The sequence below is a fragment of the Paenibacillus sp. FSL K6-1122 genome, assembly GCF_037977015.1.
Classification (GTDB): domain Bacteria; phylum Bacillota; class Bacilli; order Paenibacillales; family Paenibacillaceae; genus Paenibacillus; species Paenibacillus amylolyticus.
This window is the reverse complement of the sequence record NZ_CP150272.1, coordinates 2,134,736-2,160,970: the sequence shown is the minus strand read 5'-3', so window position 1 is coordinate 2,160,970 and position 26,235 is coordinate 2,134,736. Positions and strand designations below refer to the sequence as shown.

Annotated in this window: 23 protein-coding genes; 4 read left to right on the top strand and 19 right to left on the bottom strand. The window is 43.9% G+C overall.

The window, feature by feature from the left end; genetic code table 11:
• Positions 1-44: 44 nt before the first annotated feature.
• The 3 genes from yfkAB to NSQ20_RS09710 form a co-directional block, all read right to left on the bottom strand.
• Positions 45-1,181 carry a radical SAM/CxCxxxxC motif protein YfkAB gene (gene yfkAB / locus NSQ20_RS09720; RefSeq protein ID WP_155985059.1) on the bottom strand — a complete coding sequence of 379 codons (1,137 nt, stop codon included), beginning with the start codon at positions 1,179-1,181 and terminating at the stop codon, positions 45-47.
• Positions 1,182-1,401: 220 nt separating this feature from the next.
• Complete coding sequence (locus NSQ20_RS09715; protein ID WP_036609917.1) at positions 1,402-2,523, bottom strand: HD-GYP domain-containing protein; 1,122 nt, start codon at positions 2,521-2,523, stop codon at positions 1,402-1,404.
• Positions 2,524-2,596: 73 nt separating this feature from the next.
• Complete coding sequence (locus tag NSQ20_RS09710; RefSeq protein WP_340032344.1) at positions 2,597-4,027, bottom strand: 5'-nucleotidase C-terminal domain-containing protein; 1,431 nt, start codon at positions 4,025-4,027, stop codon at positions 2,597-2,599.
• 120 nt (positions 4,028-4,147) lie between these two features.
• Here NSQ20_RS09710 and NSQ20_RS09705 point away from each other — a divergent pair, with 120 nt between their 5' ends.
• Positions 4,148-4,894, top strand: coding sequence for a molybdenum cofactor biosynthesis protein MoaE (locus NSQ20_RS09705; protein ID WP_036609923.1), 747 nt, complete (start codon positions 4,148-4,150; stop codon positions 4,892-4,894).
• Positions 4,895-5,018: 124 nt separating this feature from the next.
• Complete coding sequence (locus NSQ20_RS09700; RefSeq protein ID WP_036669905.1) at positions 5,019-6,068, top strand: HD-GYP domain-containing protein; 1,050 nt, start codon at positions 5,019-5,021, stop codon at positions 6,066-6,068.
• Positions 6,069-6,200: 132 nt separating this feature from the next.
• Here NSQ20_RS09700 and NSQ20_RS09695 read toward each other — a convergent pair whose 3' ends face one another.
• The 10 genes from NSQ20_RS09695 to NSQ20_RS09650 all read right to left on the bottom strand — a co-directional run bounded on the left by NSQ20_RS09695 (position 6,201) and on the right by NSQ20_RS09650 (position 15,778).
• Positions 6,201-6,341 carry a hypothetical protein gene (locus NSQ20_RS09695; protein ID WP_017689533.1) on the bottom strand — a complete coding sequence of 47 codons (141 nt, stop codon included), beginning with the start codon at positions 6,339-6,341 and terminating at the stop codon, positions 6,201-6,203.
• Positions 6,342-6,491: 150 nt separating this feature from the next.
• The gene (locus NSQ20_RS09690; protein ID WP_053061508.1) at positions 6,492-7,211 is read right to left on the bottom strand and encodes a M23 family metallopeptidase; all 720 of its coding nucleotides are present in this window, start codon (positions 7,209-7,211) and stop codon (positions 6,492-6,494) included.
• A gap of 208 nt (positions 7,212-7,419) precedes the next feature.
• Complete coding sequence (locus tag NSQ20_RS09685) at positions 7,420-8,769, bottom strand: jacalin-like lectin (RefSeq protein WP_340032343.1); 1,350 nt, start codon at positions 8,767-8,769, stop codon at positions 7,420-7,422.
• Positions 8,770-9,070: 301 nt separating this feature from the next.
• Positions 9,071-10,468, bottom strand: coding sequence for a Fe-S cluster assembly protein SufB (gene sufB / locus NSQ20_RS09680; protein WP_036669904.1), 1,398 nt, complete (start codon positions 10,466-10,468; stop codon positions 9,071-9,073).
• A gap of 20 nt (positions 10,469-10,488) precedes the next feature.
• Positions 10,489-10,920: a Fe-S cluster assembly sulfur transfer protein SufU gene (gene sufU / locus NSQ20_RS09675; RefSeq protein WP_017689537.1), complete on the bottom strand. Its 432-nt coding sequence runs from the start codon at positions 10,918-10,920 to the stop codon at positions 10,489-10,491.
• Positions 10,910-12,130: a cysteine desulfurase gene (locus NSQ20_RS09670; protein WP_047842300.1), complete on the bottom strand. Its 1,221-nt coding sequence runs from the start codon at positions 12,128-12,130 to the stop codon at positions 10,910-10,912. The genes sufU and NSQ20_RS09670 overlap by 11 nt, the downstream gene beginning before the upstream one ends.
• Complete coding sequence (gene sufD, locus NSQ20_RS09665) at positions 12,127-13,431, bottom strand: Fe-S cluster assembly protein SufD (protein WP_036609929.1); 1,305 nt, start codon at positions 13,429-13,431, stop codon at positions 12,127-12,129. Before sufD ends, NSQ20_RS09670 begins: the two co-directional genes overlap by 4 nt.
• Positions 13,432-13,456: 25 nt before the next feature.
• Positions 13,457-14,239 (bottom strand): Fe-S cluster assembly ATPase SufC, encoded by a 783-nt coding sequence (sufC, locus tag NSQ20_RS09660; RefSeq protein ID WP_036609931.1) that lies wholly within the window; start codon positions 14,237-14,239, stop codon positions 13,457-13,459.
• A 378-nt stretch (positions 14,240-14,617) separates the two neighbouring features.
• Positions 14,618-15,193: a DUF1802 family protein gene (locus NSQ20_RS09655; RefSeq protein WP_017689541.1), complete on the bottom strand. Its 576-nt coding sequence runs from the start codon at positions 15,191-15,193 to the stop codon at positions 14,618-14,620.
• A 123-nt stretch (positions 15,194-15,316) separates the two neighbouring features.
• Positions 15,317-15,778 (bottom strand): Dps family protein, encoded by a 462-nt coding sequence (locus tag NSQ20_RS09650; protein WP_017689542.1) that lies wholly within the window; start codon positions 15,776-15,778, stop codon positions 15,317-15,319.
• A gap of 296 nt (positions 15,779-16,074) precedes the next feature.
• Between NSQ20_RS09650 and mtnK the strand changes: the two genes are divergently transcribed.
• Positions 16,075-17,292: an S-methyl-5-thioribose kinase gene (gene mtnK, locus NSQ20_RS09645; protein ID WP_340032342.1), complete on the top strand. Its 1,218-nt coding sequence runs from the start codon at positions 16,075-16,077 to the stop codon at positions 17,290-17,292.
• Positions 17,293-17,316: 24 nt separating this feature from the next.
• Complete coding sequence (mtnA, locus tag NSQ20_RS09640; protein WP_340032341.1) at positions 17,317-18,390, top strand: S-methyl-5-thioribose-1-phosphate isomerase; 1,074 nt, start codon at positions 17,317-17,319, stop codon at positions 18,388-18,390.
• Positions 18,391-18,496: 106 nt separating this feature from the next.
• Here mtnA and NSQ20_RS09635 read toward each other — a convergent pair whose 3' ends face one another.
• The 6 genes from NSQ20_RS09635 to NSQ20_RS09610 all read right to left on the bottom strand — a co-directional run bounded on the left by NSQ20_RS09635 (position 18,497) and on the right by NSQ20_RS09610 (position 26,208).
• Positions 18,497-18,799, bottom strand: a complete 303-nt coding sequence (locus NSQ20_RS09635) for a DUF1805 domain-containing protein (protein WP_017689545.1) — start codon at positions 18,797-18,799, stop codon at positions 18,497-18,499.
• 325 nt (positions 18,800-19,124) lie between these two features.
• Positions 19,125-19,886, bottom strand: coding sequence for a hypothetical protein (locus NSQ20_RS09630; RefSeq protein WP_101313324.1), 762 nt, complete (start codon positions 19,884-19,886; stop codon positions 19,125-19,127).
• Between the two features lie 627 nt (positions 19,887-20,513).
• Positions 20,514-20,774: a hypothetical protein gene (locus tag NSQ20_RS09625; RefSeq protein ID WP_340032340.1), complete on the bottom strand. Its 261-nt coding sequence runs from the start codon at positions 20,772-20,774 to the stop codon at positions 20,514-20,516.
• A gap of 145 nt (positions 20,775-20,919) precedes the next feature.
• Entirely contained in the window at positions 20,920-22,878 is a 1,959-nt protein-coding gene (locus NSQ20_RS09620) for a DNRLRE domain-containing protein (RefSeq protein WP_222215531.1), read from the bottom strand.
• Between the two features lie 11 nt (positions 22,879-22,889).
• Positions 22,890-24,485: a hypothetical protein gene (locus NSQ20_RS09615; protein ID WP_340032339.1), complete on the bottom strand. Its 1,596-nt coding sequence runs from the start codon at positions 24,483-24,485 to the stop codon at positions 22,890-22,892.
• 484 nt (positions 24,486-24,969) lie between these two features.
• Entirely contained in the window at positions 24,970-26,208 is a 1,239-nt protein-coding gene (locus tag NSQ20_RS09610) for an SPRY domain-containing protein (RefSeq protein WP_253507090.1), read from the bottom strand.
• Positions 26,209-26,235 lie beyond the last annotated feature (27 nt).

The window sequence follows — 26,235 nt, the reverse complement described above, 5'->3', positions numbered from 1 at the left end:
TGAAACTCCCCTTTTCTATCTATTTCAGGAATACACCTGGAATATCAACGTGTGATTGCCTTTCTCGATTTGAAATCCACACCCTTGTAATACATATCTGCCACCAGCAGGTTTGGTCCGCAACAGGATGCGATATCGCAATGGCAATTGACCGTTTGATTCAACGGATGTTCAGCTGACCATTCATGGAACACATCATCCAGTTTACGATCACGAATGTTGCCAAACGCCGGGATGTCCGCAAAATCCGTCACATATACATTGCCCGTAAACATGTTCACGTTAACGCGGTTGCGTCCGTCCGGATCATTACGCACCGTCACATTTGGTTCGCTGTATAGTCGATTGATCAGTTCTCGATCCTGCTCTGCAGCACTGCACGCGAAGAATGGAAGAGTACCAAAGAGCATCCACATATCTTTGTCACGTGCATCAAGCAAACGATGTATCGCTGCTCTCATATGGTCCAGTGATAACACGGGCAACGACGAAGCAAAGTTCGAATTATACATTGGATGCACTTCGTGACGAACACAGCCCATCTCACGAATCAATTGATGAATACCATCCAGCTTGTCGTGTGTACGGAAGTTAATCATGGACTCGGCAGAGATAAACATGCCTGCTTCACTTAATTTGCGGGAATTTTCAATCATTTTCTCATACATCTTCACCGCGACTTCACGTTTCACAGGTCTGCCACTATTCGCAAATCCGACTTGATGGAAATCGTCAGCATTCAGGTAGTTGAATGAGATATGCATAACGTCCAGATACGGCAAAAGTTGCTCATATCGGCTGATATCCAGCGTTAAATTCGAATTGATCTGGGAACGAATTCCACGTTCCTTGGCATATTTGAGCAGCGGGATGATCATCTCATCCACTGTTTTCTGGCTAAAGCTTGGCTCGCCACCCGTCAGACTAATCGTCTGCAGATGCTCCACTTCATCCAATCGTTTCAGCATCAGCGGTAATGGAAGAGCCGGCGCTTCACGCATCGTAAGCATATCTCCTACGGCACAGTGCTCACACCGCATGTTGCACAGATGTGTCACAGTCATTTCTACACTGGTCAACACATGGCGTCCATATGTACGCAGAGAGCCAATCGGATCCCACGGATCATTCGTTGGCGATAAAGGCATCGGTTGTACCGATCCTGAGTTTAGCATGGTCATTGTTCTTCACCTTATTCCTTTTATTAACCTAAAAAGTTTTATTTACATCATACCTTGTGTTTCTCTTTTTGGAGTTGTCTTTTATCATAGCACAATTTTGAATGCTCCGGCATACGTAGACCCTGTCCATTACATGACAAAAAACACTCAGGTAACTCCGGGCCGAATCACGAAACGGCCCCGATATTACGACATGAGCGCTAATCATTTCTAAGCTTGTTCAGCTTTCCAACCGTTCACTTTGGGCAGATGAAGGTGTATCCTCCAGACCCTCTACACCTGTGATCATCACAGACAGTGCTGTAGACAGGTTAATTTCGTAGGGCGAAGATAAGGTCTGGCCGTCGGCATCCTTGAGCACCCGGATAAGTGGACGTTGAGGAACACGTGGATGAATCGCTGCAACTACCCCAACCTCTCCCGTACTGAGCGTGACCGATAGACCCACGGGGTAGATCGCTACACAATCCCTGAATCTCTCCAGCATTCGTTGTTCATAAAGCGTTCCTGAGCCCGTATACAGCACCTCTACGGCCTGATGTGGCAGCAAGGCTTGCTTGTAGACTCGATTCGTTGTCATGGCATCATACGAATCAGCAAGAGCAATCCACTTGGCATACTCATGAATCTCTTTATCCTTCAGCCCAAAGGGATATCCGCTGCCATCAATTCGCTCATGGTGCTGCAATGCACAATGTGCAGATAGAAGCGGTATACCTGGTTCGTCTTTGAGAATACGATGTCCATATGTAGTGTGCTGCTGAATGATTTTGAATTCCTCGTCACTTAATCTGGAAGGCTTATGCAGAATTTCTGGTGCAATCTGTGTCTTGCCAATATCATGCAATAAGGCACCCAGACCAATCTCCATTAATTGCTGGCGTGTGTAACCCGAAGCGACACCAAGAACCAGTGTATACACACATACATTCAGCGAATGATTATACAGGTCAAAATCACTGGAGTTCATGTCCATCAGCATAATCATGGCTTCCTTCTGACTGCCGATGTCTTCCAGAATCGCATTCATCACACCACTAAGCGCTTTACCGAAATGAGGAATCCGATTTTTGGTTTTCAGTCCTGACATGCTCTGAAATTGCTGTTTAATCTCGACCAGTGCTTTCCTTCGGGTCTCTTCCTGCAACATTTCAGGAACAATGATGTCCTCTGTCGCAGCATCTTTAATATACACATAACCGACTCCGAGATCCTTAAGGCGTCCAATCAATCGACTGGTTAGCTCTACATCCTCACTAAGTAATACAAGGCCTTCTTCACTATAAATACGTTTCCCCAGCTTCATGCCAGGCTGCAATAAGTTTATATGTACTAAACGCACAGCCTATCCTCTCCCGCTCCGTAGATGTAATTACCACTAGCCGCCGCTTCAGCAGAAGGCAAGTACTTTAAATTTAGCTTTGATGCCAGCGGGCTCGCAGGCTGTCGTCCAGAGCCCCTGGTCGTTTTATTTCCGTTTCCAGCAAATCGCGTATGAATTCCGGAAGATGATAGAGCGTACGGGTTCCATGAGCAAGAGGAGGATACCCCACATTGAACGTAAACATGTCCAGTGTCCCAACGATATACTCACATTGTTCGTCCATAGGCTCCCCATTGATGGATATGGTCTGGATCTTCTCATAGGCTGGCGCATCTGGATTGTATTGAACTTCCATTCCGTCCATACATAACGTGCCTAGAATATGACCACGAAAACCAAATCCCACAATGGGCTTACCTGAAAACTCGTCCAACAAGGACTGCTCAAGTGCTTCACGAATATGACTTCCACTCAAGCATATTGTACAAGCATTTATAGGAGATGGACATAGGGAATGCAACATTCCTTTTGTAATATTACCTTGTGGAAGCTCTCCGAGAAGCTGACCTGCATTCACCAGAGACAGCTGTGCCCCCGTGAAATGACGAACAGCTTGTGCAAGCAAGGTAGCAAACGGGGATTCCCGGTCGTACGTGATGGGCAGCACCCGATCCGTTATCACTGCCGTCTGATTGAGTGTTCTTTGAGCCTCCGCACGATTCGTAGCGATTGCCAGCGCGACCTGATCATCCAGTAATATACTCTTGGCAGCCATACAACCGCTACTTACCAGTTGGAGAGGTTCCCCCACACTTGTTCGTTCCAGAACCACTTTCCCAAGCCACTGGCCAAATTTTCCAGCTGCGCCCAGCACGGTCTGACCAATGACTAAGGGTTCTTCGAGAACATGATGGGTATGTCCACCGAGAATAACATCAATTCCCGTAATCTGCTCCGCCAGTCTCCGATCTGTCGAAAGCCCCAGATGAGAAAGAATAACCACAACATCCACTTCATCACGTAATGCTTCCACTTGAGCTCTTAATGACTCCACAGGGTCCAGAACATCCCACCCGAGCAATTCATAAAACGTGGTAAAAGGGGCCGTTGCCCCCAGCAGACCAACGCGAAATGGACCTTTCTCCACAATCAGAGAAGGTTTCATCCACACTGGCGCAAGTCCAGTATCTTGCTCTACAACATTGCTGCATACCACAGGACACAGAAGTCCAGCGTAGGACTGTGAGAGCTGATCTGGCGTAAAGGTTAGTCCTTCGTTGTTACCGATTGTAATGGCATCGTAGCCCGTCAGGTTAATAACATCAACATTAGCCGTACCCAGTGTTCCCTCTGTTTCAACGGCCATTCGGTCCATATGATCGCCGATATCCAATACAAGGAAGTTGCCACCTTGGTCACGTTCCTCATTGATCATAGCGGCGATGGTACTCATGGAGCCGAAGTGACTGTGGATGTCGTTGGTGTGCAGAATCGTTAACGTTTGCTTCTCCCTGGTGCTCATCACACCGCCTCCCCTGCTCTTCAATAAACGTTCATTCTTCTAATGGATAAGCATAACATTTTCCGCGTCGTTATGATATATTTATAGGGTTTAGAGATCAAAAAGAGGTGAGTCATATCTATGAAATTGACAATTCAACTATTTGCAGGCATTGCAGAACGTTTAAATACATCCCTTCTGGAGTTTGAGTACATTGGAGATATTCCAACCGCTGCCGATTTAAAAGAAAAACTGAGTCTGGCCTACCCAGAGGCAGCTTCTCAGATAAGGACATCCTTTTTGGCAGTTAACCAGCAGTACGCTCCTGCCGATACTATACTTAGCTCAGAAGATGAACTTGCGTTGATCCCTCCCGTCTCTGGAGGCGATGGTACGGATATATCCGATGAACAGCTTCGCTCTACCGTTCCAGAGCATCGGACTGAAGATGGCTTATTTCTAATTACAGAATCCACTTTGTCCGTGGAAGCAACAACGGCGCTAGTGATTACCCCGAATCACGGGGCAGCTCTTACTTTTGTAGGTACAACTCGTGAAATGACCGGTGAACAGCGCACCGTTCATCTTGAATACGAGGCCTATGTGCCGATGGCTCTTTCTCAGATGGCAGCCATTGGTGTGGAAATCTCCGATCGCTGGCCTGGTGTGTTATGTGCAATCAGTCACCGAATCGGGAAAGTGGATGTAGCAGAGATTAGTGTAGTCATTGCTGTTTCCTCGCCTCATCGCAACGACTGTTATGATGCAAGCCGTTACGCCATAGAGAGACTCAAACAGACCGTTCCGATCTGGAAAAAGGAAATTTGGGAAGATGGATCTGAATGGAAGGGACATCAATTAGGACCATGGAACCCCATGGAGAACTAAACAATGAGCCTTTACACCTTTTTAGACAGAGTGGGTTAATAGTAAATAAGTCGTTGTCAACCCATTTTTTTCTTGTTATTATAATTATATGTGTCGATATTAGTCGAGAAAAGGTGGTTTATACGTGAGAGTGCATGTTACTGATCTTAAACCGGGTGACCTGTTACAAAATGATGTATACAACAGTTCGGGTCTCCACATGCTGATGAAAGGTTCCACCCTCAGTGAAGATGACCTATCCAAACTGTTGCAACATGGAATCGAGTACGCAGATGTAGAACACACACCATCCGACCTACACTCTGATGCACAAACCTTACCTTCCGATCAAACCCGTCTGTTAACTAATTTGTTTAACGATACGATCAAAGGTACTGAATCTCTATTTCAACAAGCGATGGAGAAGGGTTTTATTGATGAGACACAGGTCGATGAGATTTTGTTTACCCTAACAGAACAGTTGGAAAAACAAAAAGATGTTGTCTCCTTGTTGCTTATGCTGGACGGGGATAGCGATTATACGTACAACCATTCATTGCAAGTCGGAATGCTCGCTTTTTATATCGCCGGCTGGATGGGTTACAACCCCGAGGAATGTCTAACGGTAGCCAAAGCAGGATATCTTCATGATATCGGCAAGTCCAAGATTCCTTCTGAGATTTTACATAAACCTGGTAAATTGACTACGGAAGAATTTGACGAAATGAAGAAACACACATTCTATGGGTACGATATCATTAAAGAATCCACGCAGGATGAAATTCTGGCAACGGTTGCACTTCAACATCATGAGCGCGAGGATGGAAGTGGTTATCCTCATGGACTGCGAGGAGACGAGATCCACCCCTATTCCCGTATAACTGCTGTAGCAGACGTTTACAGCGCCATGACGACCAATCGGGTGTACCAGACCAAACAGGAACTGATCTCTGTACTGTGTGAACTGTACAGCCTCAGCTTTGGTCAGTTAAATGCTGAAGCAACACAAGAACTGATCAAGCACATGCTGCCTAATTTTATCGGTAAAAGGGTTCTGCTCACCACGGGTCAGACGGGACTCATTGTCATGAATAATCCTGCGGATTATTTCCGACCACTCGTTCAGACCTCTACGGCCTTTATCGATTTAGCGAAAGAAAGAGATATTGCTATCGTTGAGATTTATGTACAATAACTGTTCATTGTACACAGCATGTATACGAAGAACCCCATAGTAACTGAAATAACCAACTTATAGGTTGGCATATGACAAAAGGGAAGCCGTAATCGGCTTCCCTTTTGTCTATTCCGATTCAATCATGTTGGATTACACACAGAATGCTTTTGTAATGATAACCAACAGAATGAACAGTACCAAGATTGCACCAGTGTTTGTGAACATATTGTATCCACCAACGCCGCCTACTCCGCCTACATTGCCACCACAGCCATATCCTACTTCGCTCATGTGATTGCCTCCTCTTCATCAGGTATACCCTAACATATGACGTTTCCGTTGGAATGAACCGGGCGAACAGGCAACATTCGATAAATGGTTGTCTGTCTGCATCTACCTGAGTGGGTTAGCCTTTTGCTACTCCCTGTTCTTTGCAGGGATCTATATATCGGACTCCGAATGAACCTGGATGCCTTTTTCCTTGCGGTACATGATAACAAGTAATCTCCAAAATTCATAACTGCCTTTGTCATTCATAATAAACGGTCGATAATAATCAAATGCTTGTTGAGCCCATGCGGGACAATCCATATTGGAAAGTTGCTCCTGTTGCTGAATCCATCCCCCTTGAATCTCCAGCGTTTTCTGCATGGCTTCAAACATTTTCTTCTGCTCAGTCGTCATCGGCGGAGCCTCCTGTTCCTGAGATGCAGTTCCGTATTCGGCCTGTAGATACACACCCGGTTCTGTCACACCATCTTCGCTGGCAGTATATCCGTAAGATGGCGCGCTGGTTTTCCGGATCTCATAATGTACATGCGGGCCGGTACTCTGACCCGTGCTTCCCTGATTACCGATAAGCTGGCCTCTCTTCACCCGCTGCCCAACGTTTACGGCAATCCGCGAAAGGTGAGCATAACAATGCAAGTAACCGCGATGATCTTGAATTGCAACTGTAAGCCCATAACCACCGAATCCGGAGCCTGTAACTCCTTCGGAAGCAAAACGTACCCTACCTTCCATAAAGGCATAGACGGGGCCATTCCAAGGCTCTGTCACGAGATCAATTCCGCGGTGGAATGTCTGTCCACCATGAATAGGATGAATTCGATAGCCGAATGAACTTGTAATCCGATATCCCTCGAAAGGGTTCACGCTCATACACTCACATCCTTTTCTATCATTAAATGCTTAAATCTATGAAATGGCTTGTGCTATTGGTCTTATTTTATTCCACAAAAATACCGCTCAGAATATCATTAAGGAAACCTTATGGTCTCTCCAACGGTATATTCCAAGCGGCGCTGTGCTAATATGAACACTCTATGAGATGTATATATTATTATTTCATTTTAACCACTGCTCACTTCTAATTCAGAGGTCTGTATATGACGCCTAGCTGATCCAATTCCTGTCCTGCTCTTCCATAAAATCCGGCAATGTACCACCCCGCTGGTGCCTCAAGTTTGATTTGTTCTGTGGTCTTTTGTCCGCCTTCTACTTTATTTCCAAGATTGGTGGACAACTCCACGTAAAAGATCCGTTTATCTCCATTACGTGTCCCCTGACCAATTGTTGCCTCGGTTAAGTACTCTCCGTCTGCCAAGTTCAGTGTGGCAATGTTGGATTGACCACCATGTACCAGGTTCGTTCCATCCCTGTACAGCGTTGAAATGCCGTCTACACGATTGCCCGAGTTAAGCACCACTGAGCTAGGTCTGGCATCGGGAATCTGATTCAGATCATTAAACCCAGTTCCTCCAGATCCTCCGATTGTTGAACTTAGTTGGTACTGAGAAGATGTGCTGTACACAAATTCCGCTGTAATCGGATAATGATCGGAGAGTTGCTTCCCACTCGGGTCAACAAATGTTTGATTTTCCAAACGGTAGCTCTGTGCATTAAGGGACAATGCTTTACTTCCGCGATACAAAATTTTGTCCACGATCTCATAGTTGGGTCCATTTAAATTGCTTGCATCCATAAGGGCGTCTCCATCAGCGGGAATACTCCCACCACGAATCAAATCGATCCACGGATCTCTTAAACCATTCTCAGACATGAGTAGCTCTATATTGTCAGCGGCACGGGTGTACCGTGTATTGGTATCCCCGAATACGATAACTGCGTTCCCGTCCGAGTGCTCCTTTATGTAATTGGAGAGTTGTCTGATATTATCTCGTCTGGCCTCAAGCGATTTATCATCGCTACCTGCGTCCGCATGCAAGTTGTACACGTCCAATTTTACCTGAGGTGTGATCTCATATGTAGCTGCTGTAAATCCTTTTGGAGTCAATTCATCACTTCCATTGTCAAAAAGACCAGATCGCTTATCCCAGGTAATACGCTTCAAGTCACGGAATGGATATTTGGACAGACTGTTCAACCCACTACCAAACCCCGCAATTCCGCTTGTTTTCGTCAAATACGGCAGAGTGACTAGGGATATCAGCTCATTATGATAATTAAAATCCTCTTGCACATTAATGATGTCATAGTCATTTAATTTTGGGGAAATCTGAACGGTGTACTCCTTTGGGTTGGAGCTGGATACCAGGTCCGGAAGACCACCTACATTGTAACTGAGTACCTTGAATGAACCCGATACCGATCCACCTTCTGCTGCACTCGCCGTTGATAAAAATAACAGAGAGCTTGTAAAGGCAACAACAGCAGACAATACCAAGGCTGCTCCTTTTTGAACTATACTTCTTCGCATCATAACCCTCCTCATATTAGAATCTATTCAAATATATGTAATATTCGTTAATGGAAGAATAACGCTGGTCTATTCATTTGTAAATATACAAATTGAACTAAAGAATATTTCCGCTTGCCACTCCGATAACAGAATAACCTTCTGATCACTGTTATCCCCAGATTTTTTGAATAAAAATACCCCCTAGAGAGACTTTTTAAAAAGTCTGTTCTAGAGGGTATTCGATCACATAAAACGATATCTACCGCTTAACATCAGCAACTAGCTTCAGCTTTACGGCTTCAAAAGGCGCTGCATTGGATTAACCAATGGAACCTTCCATTTCGAACTTGATCAATCTATTCATCTCAACAGCGTATTCCATTGGCAATTCCTTCGTGAATGGCTCAATGAAGCCCATGATAATCATCTGTGTTGCTTCTGCATCAGTCAGACCACGGCTCATCAGGTAGAAGAGTTGATCCTCAGACACTTTGGATACTGTAGCTTCATGCTCCAGCATGATGTTATCATTCATGATTTCATTGTAAGGAATTGTATCCGATGTGGACTCATTATCGAGAATGAGTGTGTCACACTTGATGTTGGATTTCGCGCCCTCAGCTTGACGTCCAAAGGAAGCCAAACCACGGTACGTTACTTTACCACCATGTTTACTGATGGACTTGGATACAATCGTAGATGTTGTATCCGGAGCCAAGTGGATCATTTTCGCACCTGCATCCTGATGCTGGTTTTTACCAGCTACAGCGATGGAGAGTACGGAACCTTTAGCTCCACGGCCTTTCAGTACAACCGCTGGATATTTCATCGTCAGTTTGGAACCGATGTTACCATCGACCCATTCCATCGTTGCATTTTCTTCTGCAACCGCACGTTTCGTAACGAGGTTGTAGATGTTTGGTGCCCAGTTTTGGATCGTTGTGTAACGAACACGAGCATTTTTCTTACAGATGATCTCAACAACCGCACTATGCAGTGAGTTCGTGCTGTAGATTGGAGCTGTACAGCCCTCTACATAGTGAACGAAGCTGTCTTCGTCCGCAATGATGAGTGTACGCTCGAATTGTCCCATATTCTCGGAGTTAATCCGGAAGTAGGCTTGCAGAGGTACTTCACATTTAACGCCCTTAGGCACGTAGATGAAGCTTCCTCCGGACCATACCGCACTATTCAAAGCAGCAAATTTATTATCTGCTGGTGGAATAACCGTTGCAAAATATTCACGCAGGATTTCGGGATGCTCTCTGAGAGCCGTGTCCGTATCCATGAAGATTACACCTTGGTCTTCCAATTCCTTTTGCATGTTGTGGTATACAACCTCGGACTCATACTGAGCCGATACACCTGCAAGGAACTTTTGCTCTGCTTCAGGGATACCCAATTTATCAAAGGTTTCCTTGATTTCGGAAGGAACTTCCTCCCATGTTTTACCTTGTTTTTCAGAAGCACGAACGTAGTACTGAATTTCATTGAAATCCAATCCGTCGAGATCTCCGCCCCATTTCGGCATTGGCATCTTTTCGAATTGTTTCAGGGATTTCAAACGGAATTCCAACATCCATTCCGGTTCATTCTTAATCTTGGAAATCTCGGTAACCACTTCTGCAGTCAGACCTTTACCGGTTTGAAAGATGGATTTGTGCTCGTCGCGAAAACCATATTTGTACTCTTCCATTTCTGGTGCTTTTTTAGCCATCTTGCTCTACCTCCCTATCGTTATTGTACTTTGTTCTCTTCGTCAATCCCTTTGCGTAATGCATTCCAGGCCAGAGTGGCACATTTGATGCGTGCAGGGAACTTGTTCACACCGGATAGGGCTTCGAGATCTTCATAATCGTCGAAATCGACTTCTTCACCTTTCATCAGTGAGGAAAAACGGTTAGCGATATCGAGTGCCTGTTCCATCGTTTTGCCTTTGACGGCCTCTGTCATCATCGATGCAGAGGACATGCTGATGGAGCAGCCTTCACCCGTATATTTGGCTTCCTGGACGATTCCGTCTTTCAGCAAAATTTGCAGTGAAATCCGGTCGCCGCACGTTGGATTGTTCAAATTCACCGTGACAGCGTCATTATCAAATGTTCCGCGGTTACGCGGGTTTTTGTAGTGGTCCATTATAACACGTCTGTACAGATCATCAAGTTGCATCGCCAAAATACTCCTTTGTCTGGATTAAGGCGCTGACAAGCCGATCTACATCTTGTTCGTTATTGTATAGATAGAAGCTGGCACGAGCTGTTGAGCTAACTTCAAGCCAGCGCATTAGTGGTTGACAGCAATGGTGTCCGGCACGAATGGCTACGCCACTCGCATCCAGCACAGTTGCCACATCATGCGGATGAACATCCCCCAGATTAAAGGTAACAACACCCACATGCCGCTTGGCTGGGCCATAGATGGTTAACCCATCGATCTCGGCCAATCGTTCTGTTGCATAAGCTGCCAGCACACTCTCATGATGTGCGATCTCATCCATACCAATCTGCTCCAGAAAATCAATGGCAGCTCCCAACCCTACCGCACCTGCGATAATCGGGGTTCCACCTTCGAACTTCCAGGGAAGCTCTTTCCAGTTGGATTCGTACAGACCCACATCATCAATCATTTCACCACCGAACTCAATGGGTTCCATGGACTCCAGCAGCGCCTTTTTGCCGTAGAGTGCACCGATTCCGGTTGGTCCGCACATTTTATGACCGGATAATGCATAGAAATCACAGTCCAGATCCTGAACGTCCACCTTCATGTGAGGTGTGCTTTGTGCGCCATCAACAACGATGACAGCACCATTACGGTGTGCAATTTCAGCAATTTGTTTCACAGGATGGATTAGACCCATAACATTGGATACATAAGCGATTGCTACAATTTTAGTATTGTTCGTAATCGTCTTCTCAACATCAGCCAATTCAATATGACCGTCAGGCTGAAGCGGAATGTATTTCAATGTTGCACCTGTCTCCTTGGCAACCTGCTGCCAAGGAATCAGATTACTATGGTGCTCCATTTGCGTGATAACAATTTCATCGCCTTCTTTGCAATTGGCGCGGGCGTACGATGAAGCCACCAGATTGAGGGCTGTCGTTGTCCCGCGAGTAAAGATAATCTCCTGTGTACTGCGGGCATTGATAAACTTGGCTACCTTCTCACGTGCGCCTTCGTAAGCGTCCGTTGCACGGCTTCCAAGGGTATGAACACCACGGTGTACGTTGGAGTTCTCATACTCATAATAATGTTTGACTGCTTCGATCACAGCATGAGGCTTCTGTGAAGTTGCAGCACTATCTAAATATACGAGCGGGTGTCCGTTAATTTCCTGGTGGAGGATCGGGAACTGCTCGCGAATGGATGGGTTCATTGTCCCAGCTTCTTCTCAATCAGGGACTGCAATTGGGTGCGCAGTGCTTCCAGAGGAATATCCGCCACCACCGGAGCCAGGAAGCCATAGATGATCAGGCGTTCGGCATCCGTACGGTTAATTCCGCGCGACATCAAGTAATGAATCTGCTCGGCATTGACTTGACCAACAGAAGCCGCGTGACCTGCTGTTACATCATCTTCATCAATAAGGAGGATTGGGTTCGCATCTCCACGTGCTTTAGGGCTCAGCATCAACACTTTCTCTGTCTGCTGTCCATCGGCTTTGGTAGCGCCTTTCTCAATCTTAGTGATTCCGTTAATGATTGCAGATGCTTCTTCACGCATAACTGCACGTGTAATCATCTGACTTGGTGTATTCTTGCCGAAGTGACGAGCTTCTGTGGTGTAGTTGATTTTCTGCGAACCGGAACCTACAGCGATGACTTTGGAATCAGAACTTGATCCATTGCCTTTCAGCACGGTCATCGTGTTGCTCGCTGTGTCGCCATTGTTCATTTCGCCTACAATCCACTCGATGGAAGCATCATTCTCTAACACTGCACGACGGAATGAAACATCAGTTACATTCACACTCAGTTGATGAACCGATGCGAAACGTACTTTAGCACCGGATTTTGCGAATACTTCCACAACACCATTATGGAAAACAGGTGCGGACAATTCGCCAGATACATAGTTATCAACATAAGTTACTGAACTGTTTGCTTCTGCAACTACAAGCACGTGAGGTGCAAACGTTGCAGATGCGTCGTCCGTAAGCAACACTGCTTGCAGTGGTACTTCGATTTCGACATTTTTCGGAACATACAGGAAGACCCCGCCATTCCAAAGTGCCGCATGCAATGCAGCGAGGGAATGCTCATCCGCTTTAACTGCTGTGTTCAGATATTGTTTTACCAGATCGCCATGTTCGCGAACCGCTGTAGCCAGATCCGTGAAGATAACTCCTTTTGCTGCCAGATCAGCAGACACCTTGGAGTATACCGTACCGGAATTGCGCTGGATAACCAGACTGCCTTCAGCTTGATCCTGAACCAGATCTTTGATAGAAGCAGGTACTTCTGTCAAAGAAGAAATAGCTTCACTTGTTTTATATGTTCCGTACTCGCTGACATTCCAGCGTTCGATTTTTTGTTTTTCCAGTTTAGGAAGCGCAAGCCCGCTCGCAAGCTTTAAAGCTTCAAGCCGCTGTTCGGTCAACCAGCCGGGTTCATTGTTGCTTTCCGACAAGGCGCGAAGCGCTTCAGATTCAACCGGAAGAATTGTTTGTGTAGTCATTAATTAATCCTCCTCCGTTTTGTCTCTACGCTTCTTGGCCTACAGTTTCGTCTGTAATTCCCAGCTCTGCCTTTACCCAGTCATACCCTTCCGCTTCCAGACGGTGAGCCAATTCAGGTCCGCCGGATTTCACGATACGACCTTGCATCATTACGTGAACATAGTCAGGCGTAATGTAGTTCAACAGACGTTGGTAGTGAGTGATGATCAGGAAGCCACGGTCTTCGCTCTTCATAGCGTTCACACCATCAGCCACGATTTTCAAAGCATCGATGTCCAGACCGGAGTCAATTTCATCAAGTACTACGATTTTCGGATCAAGCAGCATCATTTGCAGAATCTCGTTACGTTTTTTCTCACCACCGGAGAAACCTTCATTCAGGTAACGGTGAGCGAACTCAGGGTTCATGTCGAGTTCTTTCATTTTACCTTCCATTTGACGAATGAACTTGATCAGGGAGATCTCGTTACCTTCGCCACGACGTGCGTTAATTGCACTACGCAAAAAGTCGGAGTTTGTAACACCTGCAATTTCACTTGGGTATTGCATAGCCAGGAAGAGACCTGCACGTGCGCGCTCATCTACAGCCATATCCAATACATCTTCACCATCAAGTGTAATTTTACCGTCTGTTACTTCATATTTAGGGTGACCCATCAATGCAGAAGCCAGAGTGGATTTACCTGTTCCGTTTGGTCCCATGATTGCGTGGATTTCTCCACCTTTCATTTCCAGGTTGATGCCTTTCAGGATTTCCTTACCTTCGATCGTCGCTTTCAGACCTTCAATGACGAAATTCGTAGCCATGTGTATTGTTTCCCTCCATTGATTAAATTGATGTTAGTTGTCGAAAACGAAAAAGCGCCTATTATATCTGAACAGGGCTTCCCCTGAATTTCTCCTGTACTCGATTCTTAAAGCAAGAACACTTTAGAATAATTCTAAACTGATTCTCAATGATAATCAAGTCATTTCCTAAGAACCTTTGTCCCTTGCATGAAACCTTATTCTTTCTGATTCTATAGTAAAAGACAAATTGAATCAAATCAGAAAACATCTTAAGCACAAATGCACAGTGAGAAAAATCACAGCAATTCAAGCTTTTATGCCATCTGCTGTACACTAATCTAAAAAAAGGACTCATCCATATTATGGACAAGTCCCTCCGTTAAATAATGTTACCATTTACAATTTGAGCATCTCGTTAATCTTCTGTACCTGTTCGTCAAAATCCGCAACGTCCACCACCGGCGTCATTTCGCGCGGCACCGGACCATTCGGAATAGAAATCCATGAACGGCAACCATTATATTCAGGCAGTACGGGGATTTCCATCGGTTCTTTCAAAAGGTACACACGTAAAATCAATACATGGAGCGGATCTTTGCGTTTCCATTTCAAACGGTCTTCGGCAAAATCCGCTGTCCACATATGAAAGTCAAGAAGTCGATCCAGCATCTCCTGATCTCGTATCTCCAGATCCTGCGTTACTTCGGCATATGCAGTAATACGGATTGTCGAAGCTTCGGGCACCCATTCGGCCAGTGATTCTTCAACATAGGATTGATCCGAGGACTTAATCAGTTCTTTACGCTGATGTTCATAAGTCGGATACAGATAAAACGCTGGACTTTTCAGCTCAAAATGTCGGGTTTCCTCTACAATGCCACCTTTGCGCATCACCATAATCTGGCGACCCGTTTCCAGTGCTTTGATTGCAGAAGCCCATTCTTTTAAAGCCGGTATCGTTGGTTCTAACATAAGCGGTCCCCTCCCCTATCGTTCTTGTCAGCAGTATAGACGCTCAGGGCATTTCTGACAACCGATTGGGGAGCAGAAGGCTTGCGTAAGAAACCATTTGTATTAAGCAAAATCTTGGCTATATTAACCCAGGAAAGAGCGAAGCATCCACATGTGTTTCTCCAGGTCAGCCTTAAAGCCTGTCAGCATATCGGATGTTGGTTGATCTTCAGCTGCATCTGCAACTTCGATACCTTCCTGATATTCATTCGAAAGTGTAGCGAAGTCCTCGATCAGGTTTTGCACCATTGTTTTTGCGTCTTCTCCGCCTGCTGCTTCCTGGATAGAGGAAAGCTCCAAATACTCTTTCATTGTAGCCGCCGGGCTACCTTTCAGCGTAAGGATACGCTCTGCGATTTCATCCATTTGTACTGTAACTTCGTTGTAGAACTCTTCGAATTTCACATGCAACGTGAAGAAGTTAGGTCCTTTAACGTACCAGTGATAGTTATGGATTTTAACATACAATACGTTCAGGTTAGCTACCTGACGATTAAGTACTTGTTCCACCGATTTTGCTTGATCTGTTTTGTTTTTTGTAGCCATATTAATCCCATCCTTTATTTAAAATTAGTCTGTCATGCCATGATAAGCAGGTTGTCCCGCAATGCATAACAGAGAGTTAATAATGTGTCACCACATGTAGTGGAGAGACTTGTTAACGGCGTTTCTCTCAACCGTCCGGCCTATTTGTTTTTACCCTTGAACCGGAAGTTCGAATCAGGATCGACTTGACTTGTCTCAAAAAAAAGTTCAAAAACCGCGTTATTTCCGATATACTGACATATACCAAGCAAAGAAGTGGGTTTTCCTGTTTCTTCATATATATGGAGGTGGCACCTTTGTCCCAATATCGCCCGTTTACCCCCCAGGATGCAATTGAACTGGCCAAAACATTACCGGGTCCATTTGCGGCAGATGCGAATCTGGATTGTCACGAGATCGGCGATGGCAATCTGAATTTGGTATTCCACATCACGGATCAGAACTCCGATAAAAGTATCATTATCAAACAGGCGCTTCCTTATGCGAAAGTGGTTGGAGAATCATGGCCACTCTCTGTGGTACGTGCCCGCATTGAACGTGAGATTCTGCAGGAAGAGTATCGTCTGTGTCCAGGGATGGTACCCGAAGTGTATCATTACGATGATGACCTTGCGTTAACGGTTATGGAAGATCTGAGTGATCATGTGATCATGCGTAAAGGCCTGATCGAAGGTGTTTCCTATCCTCTTTTTGCACAGCATATTGGGGAATTCATGGCAAGAACGCTGTTCTTCACATCCGACTTGGGCATGGATCAGCAATTGAAGAAGGAACAACAGGGCAGATTCATTAATCCGGACCAATGCAAAATAACGGAGGATCTGATCTTTGATGAACCCTACCGGATCGCTGAGAAAAATAATTATGATGTTTCCATTGAGGACGAGGCTGAAGCCCTCCGCACAGATGGAGTGCTTCACCTTGAAGTCGCATTACTACGGGAAAAATTCCTGACACATGGGCAGGCACTGCTTCATGGAGATCTGCATACAGGCAGTATTTTTGTTACACCTGAATCAACCAAGGTCATCGATCCCGAATTTGCATATTACGGCCCCATGGGATTTGATGTCGGTGCAGTCCTCGCAAACCTGCTCTTAAATTACGCATCCCTGCCAGGATGGATTCAGAATGAGACTGCTTTGCGTGAGCGTGAGACGCTTTTGCTGAATATGGTTCGTGATGTATGGACTGAATTCGAATCTCGTTTCCGTGCCCTCTGGGTTAATGACCTCGTTGATCCGATGGCAAAAACGCCAGGCTATCAGGATCTGTATGTGCAACAATTGTTCAGAGATTCGATCGGCTTTGCAGGTGCCAAAATGGTTCGTCGTATCGTGGGACTCGCTCACGTGGCGGATATAGATACCATTCCAAATGCGACTGAACGTGAACATGCTCAGCGTAAAGCGTTGTCCATTGGTAAAGCATTGATCAAGAACAATCGTCGCTTGAATACCATCGGCGAAGTATTGGATATTGTATCCACAGCTGTTACTACTACTAAGGCTTAACATAAGGAACGGAGGGAACCACCCATGACAACCCCTGAATATCAGCCTCTGTCCTCTCTCATCTGGAAAAAGGACAAGCTTGAAATGCTTGACCAGCGTCTGCTGCCCGAAACCATCCTCATGCTGAAATTGTACACTCCTGAGGAAGTATGGGAATCCATCCACTCCATGAAAGTGCGCGGTGCTCCAGCAATCGGTATTGCTGCTGCATTTGGTGTCGTACTGGGTGCCAAGTCATATGACGGATCGACCATTCAAGGTTGGCTGGATCACGTAAAATCCATATGTGCTCATCTGGCTACTTCCCGACCAACAGCGGTGAACCTTTTCTGGGCACTGGATCGCATGATGCAAAAAGCAAATGAGGTCGTTGAATCCGGCCTGAGCCTGGATGAGGGCAATGATGCTCTTGAAGTAGAAGCTCTGTTGATTCAGAAAGAAGACGAAGAAGTATGCCGCATGATCGGTGAGAATGCACTGCCATTGTTCGAAGATGGTATGGGTGTACTCACTCACTGTAATGCAGGTGGACTGGCTACTGCGAAATATGGTACGGCAACTGCTCCAATGTATCTCGCACAGGAACGTGGCATTCACCTGAAGGTATTTGCAGACGAAACTCGTCCCGTACTTCAAGGTGCACGCCTGACTGCTTTTGAGCTACAGCAAGCCGGCATTGACGTTACGCTGCTCTGTGATAACATGGCAGGCATGGTGATGTCCAAAGGCTGGATTCAAGCCGTTATCGTCGGAACTGATCGTGTTGCTGCGAATGGCGATGTAGCTAACAAAATCGGAACATACAGCGTGGCTGTGCTTGCCAAAGCTCACAATATTCCGTTCTATGTAGCCAGCCCATTGTCAACCATCGACTTGTCCACTCCATCCGGGGACTTCATTCCAATTGAGGAACGTGCTGCGGAAGAAGTCACTGAAGGATTTGGGAAACGTACAGCACCGCAAGGTGTTAAAGTATACAATCCAGCATTTGATGTAACGCCTAACGAATATGTAACAGCTATTATCACGGAAAAAGGCGTTGTTCGCGCTCCTTTCCAAGAAAACCTGGCTGCCTTGTTCGCGAAGGAAGAAGCTTAATTTAATAGAAAGAGTTCGTGTGTATAGAGGTGGGAGCTACGATGTGCCAGGCTCTGTATTACGGCGTTAAATAAGGGCTTCCCATAGGGAGCCCTTTTGTTAGTGCTTAGATCATTTTCAACAAAGCCTCTACACCCGTCATGCCAACCGTAATGCCCATGGCCTCGGCTTCTGTTGTCACCGACTCCATAGGTGCATGCAACAATTGCTCCAGTGTACGCACACCAACCGCCCGAGCTGCAATAATTTTGCGATCCCCGAGCTTCTCATTAAGTAATCCCACGTCGAGTGCTCCGCACATGATATATCCTTTGGATGTGTTAATAGTCAGCAAAGTTGTTTTGGGCAGTTTGACTTCTACCCCAACTAATACATGTTCTCCAACTACAATGGGCTCCATCGTCACCATAATTTCCCGATCCACCTCCTCTTCCACAGGTCACGATAATTGTATGCCTCATTCTGGATTGTCGTGTGGACACCTGCCGTGTTTGAGAAAATGTAGGTACTTACAGTTCAAATATACTGTTGGTAAATCTTTTCGCAGACTTAGATAGTAGAACTATGCTTTATTTGAAATATAAAAAGCCACCTCAGAAATGAGGCAGCTTTCTAACAGGACAAAAAATGCGATATAGTACTAAGTGGATCTTTTTTTTATTGGTAAAATTAAATTCACAACAAAAAGAAAAAATGCCCTATAACGGGCATCTCATTCTTATTCTAATATTAAACTATTTTGAATCTACCTCTAATCCAACAGCAGTTTTCGCTTCCATTAATTTCAAAATACCCTTCATAACAAATGAATCTGCCATAGAGATTTCTTCTTTAAATTTGGACATATGACTGGGCTTCTGATCGTCCAAGAACTCAAGAACTGCATCGAATGCTTTACCTTTAGAATAATAGGCTGTACTCAAGTTCGAGGCCGTTGCATTCAACATTTGTTTCACATCTTTAGGGAGATTTTCTGGAACATCTAAATTATAGAATTTGCTCTGCAAGTGTTTGGCGGCCTTCTGTGCATTTTCTGTTGCTTCATAGACAGTATAGATGTCAACCGTACCATTTCCTAAGCCTGTCATAGCTTCTTGATATGTATTCATAATTGGAGACATAGTCTCTTCTAATGCATAAACAGATTTTTCAAATGCTAATACTTCTTTTTGATTGGCTTTTTTAGCTGCAGCGTCAGTTTCGTTTTTCAGCTTAGCCTCTTCTTTAGCCTTTTGATCATCTTTTTTCTCGGTTTTTGTATCAACCACAGCAACTGCCTTTTCCACTTTTGGTGCTTTTTCCTGTGAGGCCACTGCATCTGTTTCTACGGTTGCTGTCACGTTTGGCTTTTCCTCAGTTGGTATCACAATTATCAATAATATAAAGCCAGCCCATATAGCACCGCCGATTTTCGCAACCTTGCCAAGCTTCTTCCATGAGACAAAAATCATAATGAAAGGAACGAATAACCAAGCTAAAATTCTTAACAACTTCAAAATACTACCTCCTAATGTACTATTTACATTGCTAATTATATAGTAAATAATGACTAATGTCTTTAAATAATTGCCATTTCATCCTGCTTGAAATAGGCCTTAAATATCAGTATACAAACAGACTTTCATTTTAAATCTATTTGTTTCTTTACGTCTATCTCTTTTGAATCATATAACTATTATTATAAGATTCAGGTAGACTCTCCTCTAACAACTTTAAGTACGAACAAAAAGACAAATCCTAAACATGGTTATGGATGTAGAAAACAACAAAAGAAATCACCGAAAAAAGACTGTAGTAGCAATAGAGAACCTGTTGTTCGTTCCTCTCCACTTTCAGATAAAGCTATTAGAAATAATCAATACATCAATATATCGCAAGAAAATAAAAAACAGAGGGCGCAAGTATATAATCACCACCTATCATCAATCTCTGTTTCAGGAGGTGGAGATGGTTATTTTTGACCCTCACCCAATTAGATTCAAAAGCAACCACATCGGCGTCTATATCTTTTTCTACGTCTTTGCTATCATAAATTTAACTGGTTAAAATAGACTATAAATGGAATTCACACCATATGAAAACGGATTAAAGCGTCGTCTAAAGTGAGTCGAATTGGGCCTACCTTAAAACGTATGCTCATCATTCTTTAATCGTCTTATCTCCGTTAACTCTCTTCTAATTCCCAGTACACGTCTATGCAGTACACTGCGGTCTATTGATTCAGCTACCGACTTTTTGAACTGGACATCCATATCACTTAATTGCTCCTGAGCTAGTTTCTTTTTATGTATTGGTTTAACTAGAACTTTTGTAGTTTCAGGCTTGATAGGCTTCAATCTTTTCTGCTTCATAATCTGTTCAAATACGCTGTCCTCTTGACGCATGGTCTTCATTCCTTAATATGTGATGAACACATTGTATCATAACGAGAAGACGACTGTTACACAATAAAGTACAGATGCTTAGAGTTGGGCAAAGCCTAAACGCAAAAAAAAGAGGGCCAACGCCCTCTTTGATAGTTAACTCATTTTATAAAATGTAAAAATACGCTTGATTCCCTGGGCTCTTCACAATCACTGTGGTTACTAAATCACTGGCATCCCGTTTACGGATACTTGTGATCGAATCTAACTCTTCATACCCAATAACTCTTGGTAGGACATAAGCGGCCAGATCAGGCTTGGAAATTGTCATTTCAGTAGCCATATCCACAATCTGTCTCACATCTACCGTAGACTGCATATCCTTCCACTCTCGCACCTGAAGATAGCCATCCAAGTATTCTCTTTCCTTAATACTAATGTGGCCATCCAAAACATCCATATACTTGACCTCAATGCTGGAAAGCAAATCAGGTCTGGAGATATATAATTGCCCAGGCTGTTCTTCCAGATAAGGAATCTCAAGACTGCCTGCCCTCTCATCATGATCTAATGCTCTGACTTGAAGAACACTATTCAGATCAGGCTTATTAACCATAATCTCCGAAATCACAGTCGAATCATCGTCGTACATGACCGTTAGCAAAGACCCCAACGTTGAAGTTGCTTTTACATAATTGGAGACTTCCAATGAACCATGAAGATCAGGTATGGATACAACTAAACTCGTATCCCGTCCATCATCGAACAACTGTGATATCGTTAACGTACTGACTAGAGACATCTGTCTATCTACCGTAATAACTGAAGGTAAGTCAGGATGAGACACTGCGATTTCTACAGTTCTTGTGTCGTCAAGACTTGTTCTAACAACAAGGTTACCGTCTGTATCTTTAGTTGTTCGTATAGCAGTAATGAACTGCGAATGAAGCTCGGGTTTAGAAACAACAACCCATGTTTCCTTCTCTTCTATCCTACTTTCAGCAATAGAAATGTTCGAATCCAGTTCTGCATCTATACGTTTAGCTATTGTCAAATCTATATCCAGGTCCGGACGACTGACTGCGATTACTTGAGGTATATCATGATGCATATGATCCTCATAGCGGTGGACGTACAACTGAGATTTGAGCCAATCCAAACCAATATCACTGTGTACAACTAACGTTGAAGCTATATCCTTGCGACCTGCGCCATAAATAAAAACTTCACTTTCAATTTCGGTTCGACCGATGGAATAGATCTGAGAAGTGATATATTTAATTTGCAAAACAGGTGGTTTAGAAGACTCACGAGTGTTGAAATAGATCGGCGTGTTACCGCTAGACTGAATAATCATTCCAACATTTGAAAGAATACCTTCTCTCCACATTTGGAGTAATGCCATCATATCAAACTCAACATAACGTTCAGTCGTATCAATGATATAACTGGACGATAAGAGCTGAATGGACTGAGGTCTGTTCGCATACGTAATCCCGTACTCACGCCACAACGTATCAGGCTGATGCAGCTCAATGTGTGCTCCAGATGCCAGGGTTCCTGTGTAATATAACCTCAATTTAGCTTCTTCCAAATGTAACAAATCGGGTATTCTGGTATCCAGATCACCGAAATGTATAAACGATTCGAATTGCTCCATCTCGTCTCTGCCGATCATCATACGCTGTGTATCACCAAAGTTGATCGTCTGCAAGTGAGTTTGACTTCGCGTGGTTGCATCAGCAACAGGCTTAAGATTAACAGTTACACGCGGTGCTTCCAGTAATTCATATTTGCCGTGTGCACGGTTATGTGGCCGAACGTACAACATGCCTTCAAGATCAACTTTGGAAGCCGCTTGAATGGTTGCGCTCAGATCTCCTTGCGCCTTGTACATTACATATAGCAAATTGCTCAATTCCTGTGACCGTCTGACACGTACGGATACACTGGATACGATCTCGGACACTTTTCTTGTAGCAGCTATTAGGGTTGAAGACAGTTCTTCATCCACCTGATTGTACAGAATATACTTTGCTGTAAAACGATTTTCCGGACTTTTAATATGTATATAACTATCTAATAGAGTCTCCCCGTTATTAATTCCACTCACTTCCTGTCTCATTGTATTGAGAGCTACACCCGGTCTGCTGTGACCTTCATTTCAAAATTGCCATTAGGATTCGGCTTGGCATGAATATCCGTTGCGATACGAATATAAAAATCGATGCTATCCTCCGGTTGAATCAGACCATAGGTCAGATAATCGATCGGAAGAAACGGGTCGGCCTGTCTGGATAATTGGACTTCAACACCATCCGTTTCGAATTTCTTATCCATCTCCAGGTATACATGATCCACAGCGTATCCAAGCAAGTTTTTGATTCTGACTTTCTTCGTTAACGTCGTCTGTCCGGCAATAATCACCCCATAATCAAGTTGTTTCAAAATTCCGCCAAAGGTATCTGACAGAAAGTCTCCAGACTCATCCATAAACATTAATCCTGAATACGATCCGATAAACTTGATTTCCCTAGAGTCTGTGGCACCCCAATAGTCCTGAAATTCAACCTTCAAGGTATTCTCAACGCCAAAATTAACATTTCTCTCGTCAATATTGAGTTCAATATTGAATGGTGAAGCTGCTAGTCGCGTAAAATTGCCATCCGCCGGATAATACGTTTTACCGTTCAACAACACGCGGTACTTAACCTTGCCCTGATCTACATCATCCAGCACACCTGTAAGTTTGTTACCAGAAAAGGTCAGGTTGATTGTGGCAGTGGTGTTTACCAGTTGCAGTGACATATCTCTAAACTCAACCGCATTACGCGGTGCATCAACGACCATCTTCACTTCGTCCAGCGAATAGCTATTTTCATAATGCTTGTTGCTATCGAAGTAATAGGCGATTCGTGTTAAAGCTATTAGATCCTTTTCAGGGATGGCGTTGAGTGTGTCCAGGTTCATTCCTTTTCTTTTGAATAACGTTGTATCCTGGATATCCAGATCAAGCCACTTGTTGAAACGGTATGTCTTCCATGTGAGCCCTGAGTCGAACGAAGCAGCCATTCTTAATATACCTTCCGGACTGTTCTCCGTTACTTTCGTAGCAATAACCTTTTTGACATCTCCATAGAGTGCTATGTCTATTGGTTGCACAATTAACTGTTCAAACGGTAGCGCGTCATAGGTTAGCATCATGTCCCGGTTTCCGGCGATTACCTCTTCATCATTCGTCCACGTAACTACGTCAAAATCTCCCTCAAGTTCATCCAATGGGGAGTAGTTAGCCGTAATATTCAGTTCCGCTGATGTTTTGGATGGATCATCTGTGTAGTATAGAACGTCTACACTATCACCCAACTCATCGTATATTGTAAAAGGCTCGGTTTCGATTGTAATCGTTGATTCGGTTTGATTCGGGTCGTCAGTGTATTCAATGATTTTGATCTCTTTGTCTTCCCATTCTTCCGCTAGGGTGAAGGGTTCAGTTTCGATATTGAAAGATGCTTCTGTTTTGGTTGGGTCGTCCGTGTAGTAACATAGTTCTACTTCACCTTGAAGTTGTGACCATGCGGATTCAGGTATGATGGAGATGTCGTCCATACCATAGTTTAAATAGTCCTGCTCGGTGGGTGAACCTGAAATCACTTGCCATTGCCCACTTGCGTAATACTTATAGGTTGAGCTATTTTGCACTAAATACTTATTGTCATAGACCCAATCCATAAATTCAATCTCATGGATATTGATTACTTCAGAGGTGTTATTTCTTGTTACCCGTACTCTATAGTTGAGATAGGCTTTAGTGGGAGCGATATTGAAAGTGACTTTTCTATTGTTTGTCCATGATGCGACTACATAATCATTTCTTGTGTCAATTAGATCCCATGTAACTGCATCATTACTTGCTTCCAGAACCCAAGATCGAGGTGGCGAGTTGTTTTCCAAGCAATATATCGAGTACCCTGCCAATTTTATAGAGGTTGGAAACCTGTAAGAAACCCATGTATTAGTGACACGATAGGTTCCGTAGAACGTACCTTGACTTCTATCAAAGGCTTTATAAGCGTGATATGCACCATTTTGACCATTGTAGCTTACTACCCCTGAAGGTGAAGTATACGATGTCATAGGTGGTACGATATTCACAAGCTTTGCCATAATCCCATCTCCTTTCTAAATGTAAATTAAACAATTTCATCTAACTGATTTAAATAATTGATGCTTTTTTGATTGATACTTTGTTAGTATTAATCTTTTGTTTGAAGACTTTTCCTGAACCGATTTTTTCACTATCTTTAACCAATGACCTTCTTTCGCTGAATTCATCCTCCAAATCAATAATCATTCCTTTGTTCATCCCATGTTCTAGAATACTTACTTCCGAACATTCCACGGAAGTTATGTACCTTTCGGATTCATACATGCCAAAATCACCAATCGCCAAGAAGTCTCCAGCGCCTTGGTTGGCAGTAACATTAATTCTATATTTCTTGAACCCAACTTTATTCTTAAACCCGTAGAGACGGAACTCTTCTACAGTAAAGTTAGGCTCATTTATTCTGGTGTCAAGGATAATCCATTTCGTTCCTTCCCATCCCTCAAATGTCCAGGTTTTTGGAGGTCTGTTGACTGGGGTTGTTCCAGACTTAATAGAATACGCAGTTATTAATTTGGCCTGCGGAAACTCATAGCTTAACCATCCGACCAAAATTCCACTAGCTGCAACCCATCCATTTGGATCAACAATTCTATCAAATGCTCTCCATGGATAAAATGTTGTGTAAGTCGAACTTGCATCAACAACACCTGATGGAGTAGTGTTAGATGTCATTGCAGGAATAGCATTATCTTTGTATTTATTTGTAATGCTATAGTGCTTGTCTTCTGATGAAAATAAAAATTTATTAGAGTACACTAAGTTATAAGCTTTAAATCCAGAAGGAACATTATGTACAAAGGGTCTTACACCAAAATTAATTGTGACTGTTTTACTGTTTGAACTAAATGAGCCTAGAGTAGGATAAACTTCTCCTAATTCCTTTACATTAGTGTGACTAATGCCCATACTAACACCATTCTTAAAAAACTCTAATGTTCCATTGTCAAGATCAAGTGCGACACCCACAACTGTCCCAATATCCCAGACTGTACTGTATGCTGTATTTTCCGGATACTTGTTCCCGCTATTACCATAATAAGTTCTCCACATTGAGCTATCTGCAACAATATTCCCTGTTAAAAAGAATGATTTGTTGGATACCCCAATATGAACGTTTTTTACTCCAGCATCATATTTAACCTCCCAATACCATTTTCCATTTGACTTACCGTGTGTAGCACGAATAGCACGATAATCAGTTGAGGTGACTACGGTAAGGTTACCATTAGAAAAAGTGAACCCTGAACCCATATCGTTTGGGTTTAATGTAACTGGGATTGTTTCCATAAATGGAGCATCTCCTTCCCAAAAATA

Bases quoted from the DNA above. Each gene is read 5' to 3' on its own strand.
- yfkAB (WP_155985059.1), bottom strand. From the start codon at position 1,181: ATGACCATGCTAAACTCAGGATCGGTACAACCGATGCCTTTATCGCCA.
- NSQ20_RS09710 (WP_340032344.1), bottom strand. From the start codon at position 4,027: ATGAGCACCAGGGAGAAGCAAACGTTAACGATTCTGCACACCAACGAC.
- NSQ20_RS09705 (WP_036609923.1), top strand. From the start codon at position 4,148: ATGAAATTGACAATTCAACTATTTGCAGGCATTGCAGAACGTTTAAAT.
- NSQ20_RS09695 (WP_017689533.1), bottom strand. From the start codon at position 6,341: ATGAGCGAAGTAGGATATGGCTGTGGTGGCAATGTAGGCGGAGTAGGC.
- NSQ20_RS09690 (WP_053061508.1), bottom strand. From the start codon at position 7,211: ATGAGCGTGAACCCTTTCGAGGGATATCGGATTACAAGTTCATTCGGC.
- NSQ20_RS09685 (WP_340032343.1), bottom strand. From the start codon at position 8,769: ATGCGAAGAAGTATAGTTCAAAAAGGAGCAGCCTTGGTATTGTCTGCT.
- sufB (WP_036669904.1), bottom strand. From the start codon at position 10,468: ATGGCTAAAAAAGCACCAGAAATGGAAGAGTACAAATATGGTTTTCGC.
- sufU (WP_017689537.1), bottom strand. From the start codon at position 10,920: ATGCAACTTGATGATCTGTACAGACGTGTTATAATGGACCACTACAAA.
- NSQ20_RS09670 (WP_047842300.1), bottom strand. From the start codon at position 12,130: ATGAACCCATCCATTCGCGAGCAGTTCCCGATCCTCCACCAGGAAATT.
- sufD (WP_036609929.1), bottom strand. From the start codon at position 13,431: ATGACTACACAAACAATTCTTCCGGTTGAATCTGAAGCGCTTCGCGCC.
- sufC (WP_036609931.1), bottom strand. From the start codon at position 14,239: ATGGCTACGAATTTCGTCATTGAAGGTCTGAAAGCGACGATCGAAGGT.
- NSQ20_RS09655 (WP_017689541.1), bottom strand. From the start codon at position 15,193: ATGTTAGAACCAACGATACCGGCTTTAAAAGAATGGGCTTCTGCAATC.
- NSQ20_RS09650 (WP_017689542.1), bottom strand. From the start codon at position 15,778: ATGGCTACAAAAAACAAAACAGATCAAGCAAAATCGGTGGAACAAGTA.
- mtnA (WP_340032341.1), top strand. From the start codon at position 17,317: ATGACAACCCCTGAATATCAGCCTCTGTCCTCTCTCATCTGGAAAAAG.
- NSQ20_RS09635 (WP_017689545.1), bottom strand. From the start codon at position 18,799: ATGGTGACGATGGAGCCCATTGTAGTTGGAGAACATGTATTAGTTGGG.
- NSQ20_RS09625 (WP_340032340.1), bottom strand. From the start codon at position 20,774: ATGCGTCAAGAGGACAGCGTATTTGAACAGATTATGAAGCAGAAAAGA.
- NSQ20_RS09620 (WP_222215531.1), bottom strand. From the start codon at position 22,878: ATGAGACAGGAAGTGAGTGGAATTAATAACGGGGAGACTCTATTAGAT.
- NSQ20_RS09615 (WP_340032339.1), bottom strand. From the start codon at position 24,485: ATGGATTGGGTCTATGACAATAAGTATTTAGTGCAAAATAGCTCAACC.
- NSQ20_RS09610 (WP_253507090.1), bottom strand. From the start codon at position 26,208: ATGGAAACAATCCCAGTTACATTAAACCCAAACGATATGGGTTCAGGG.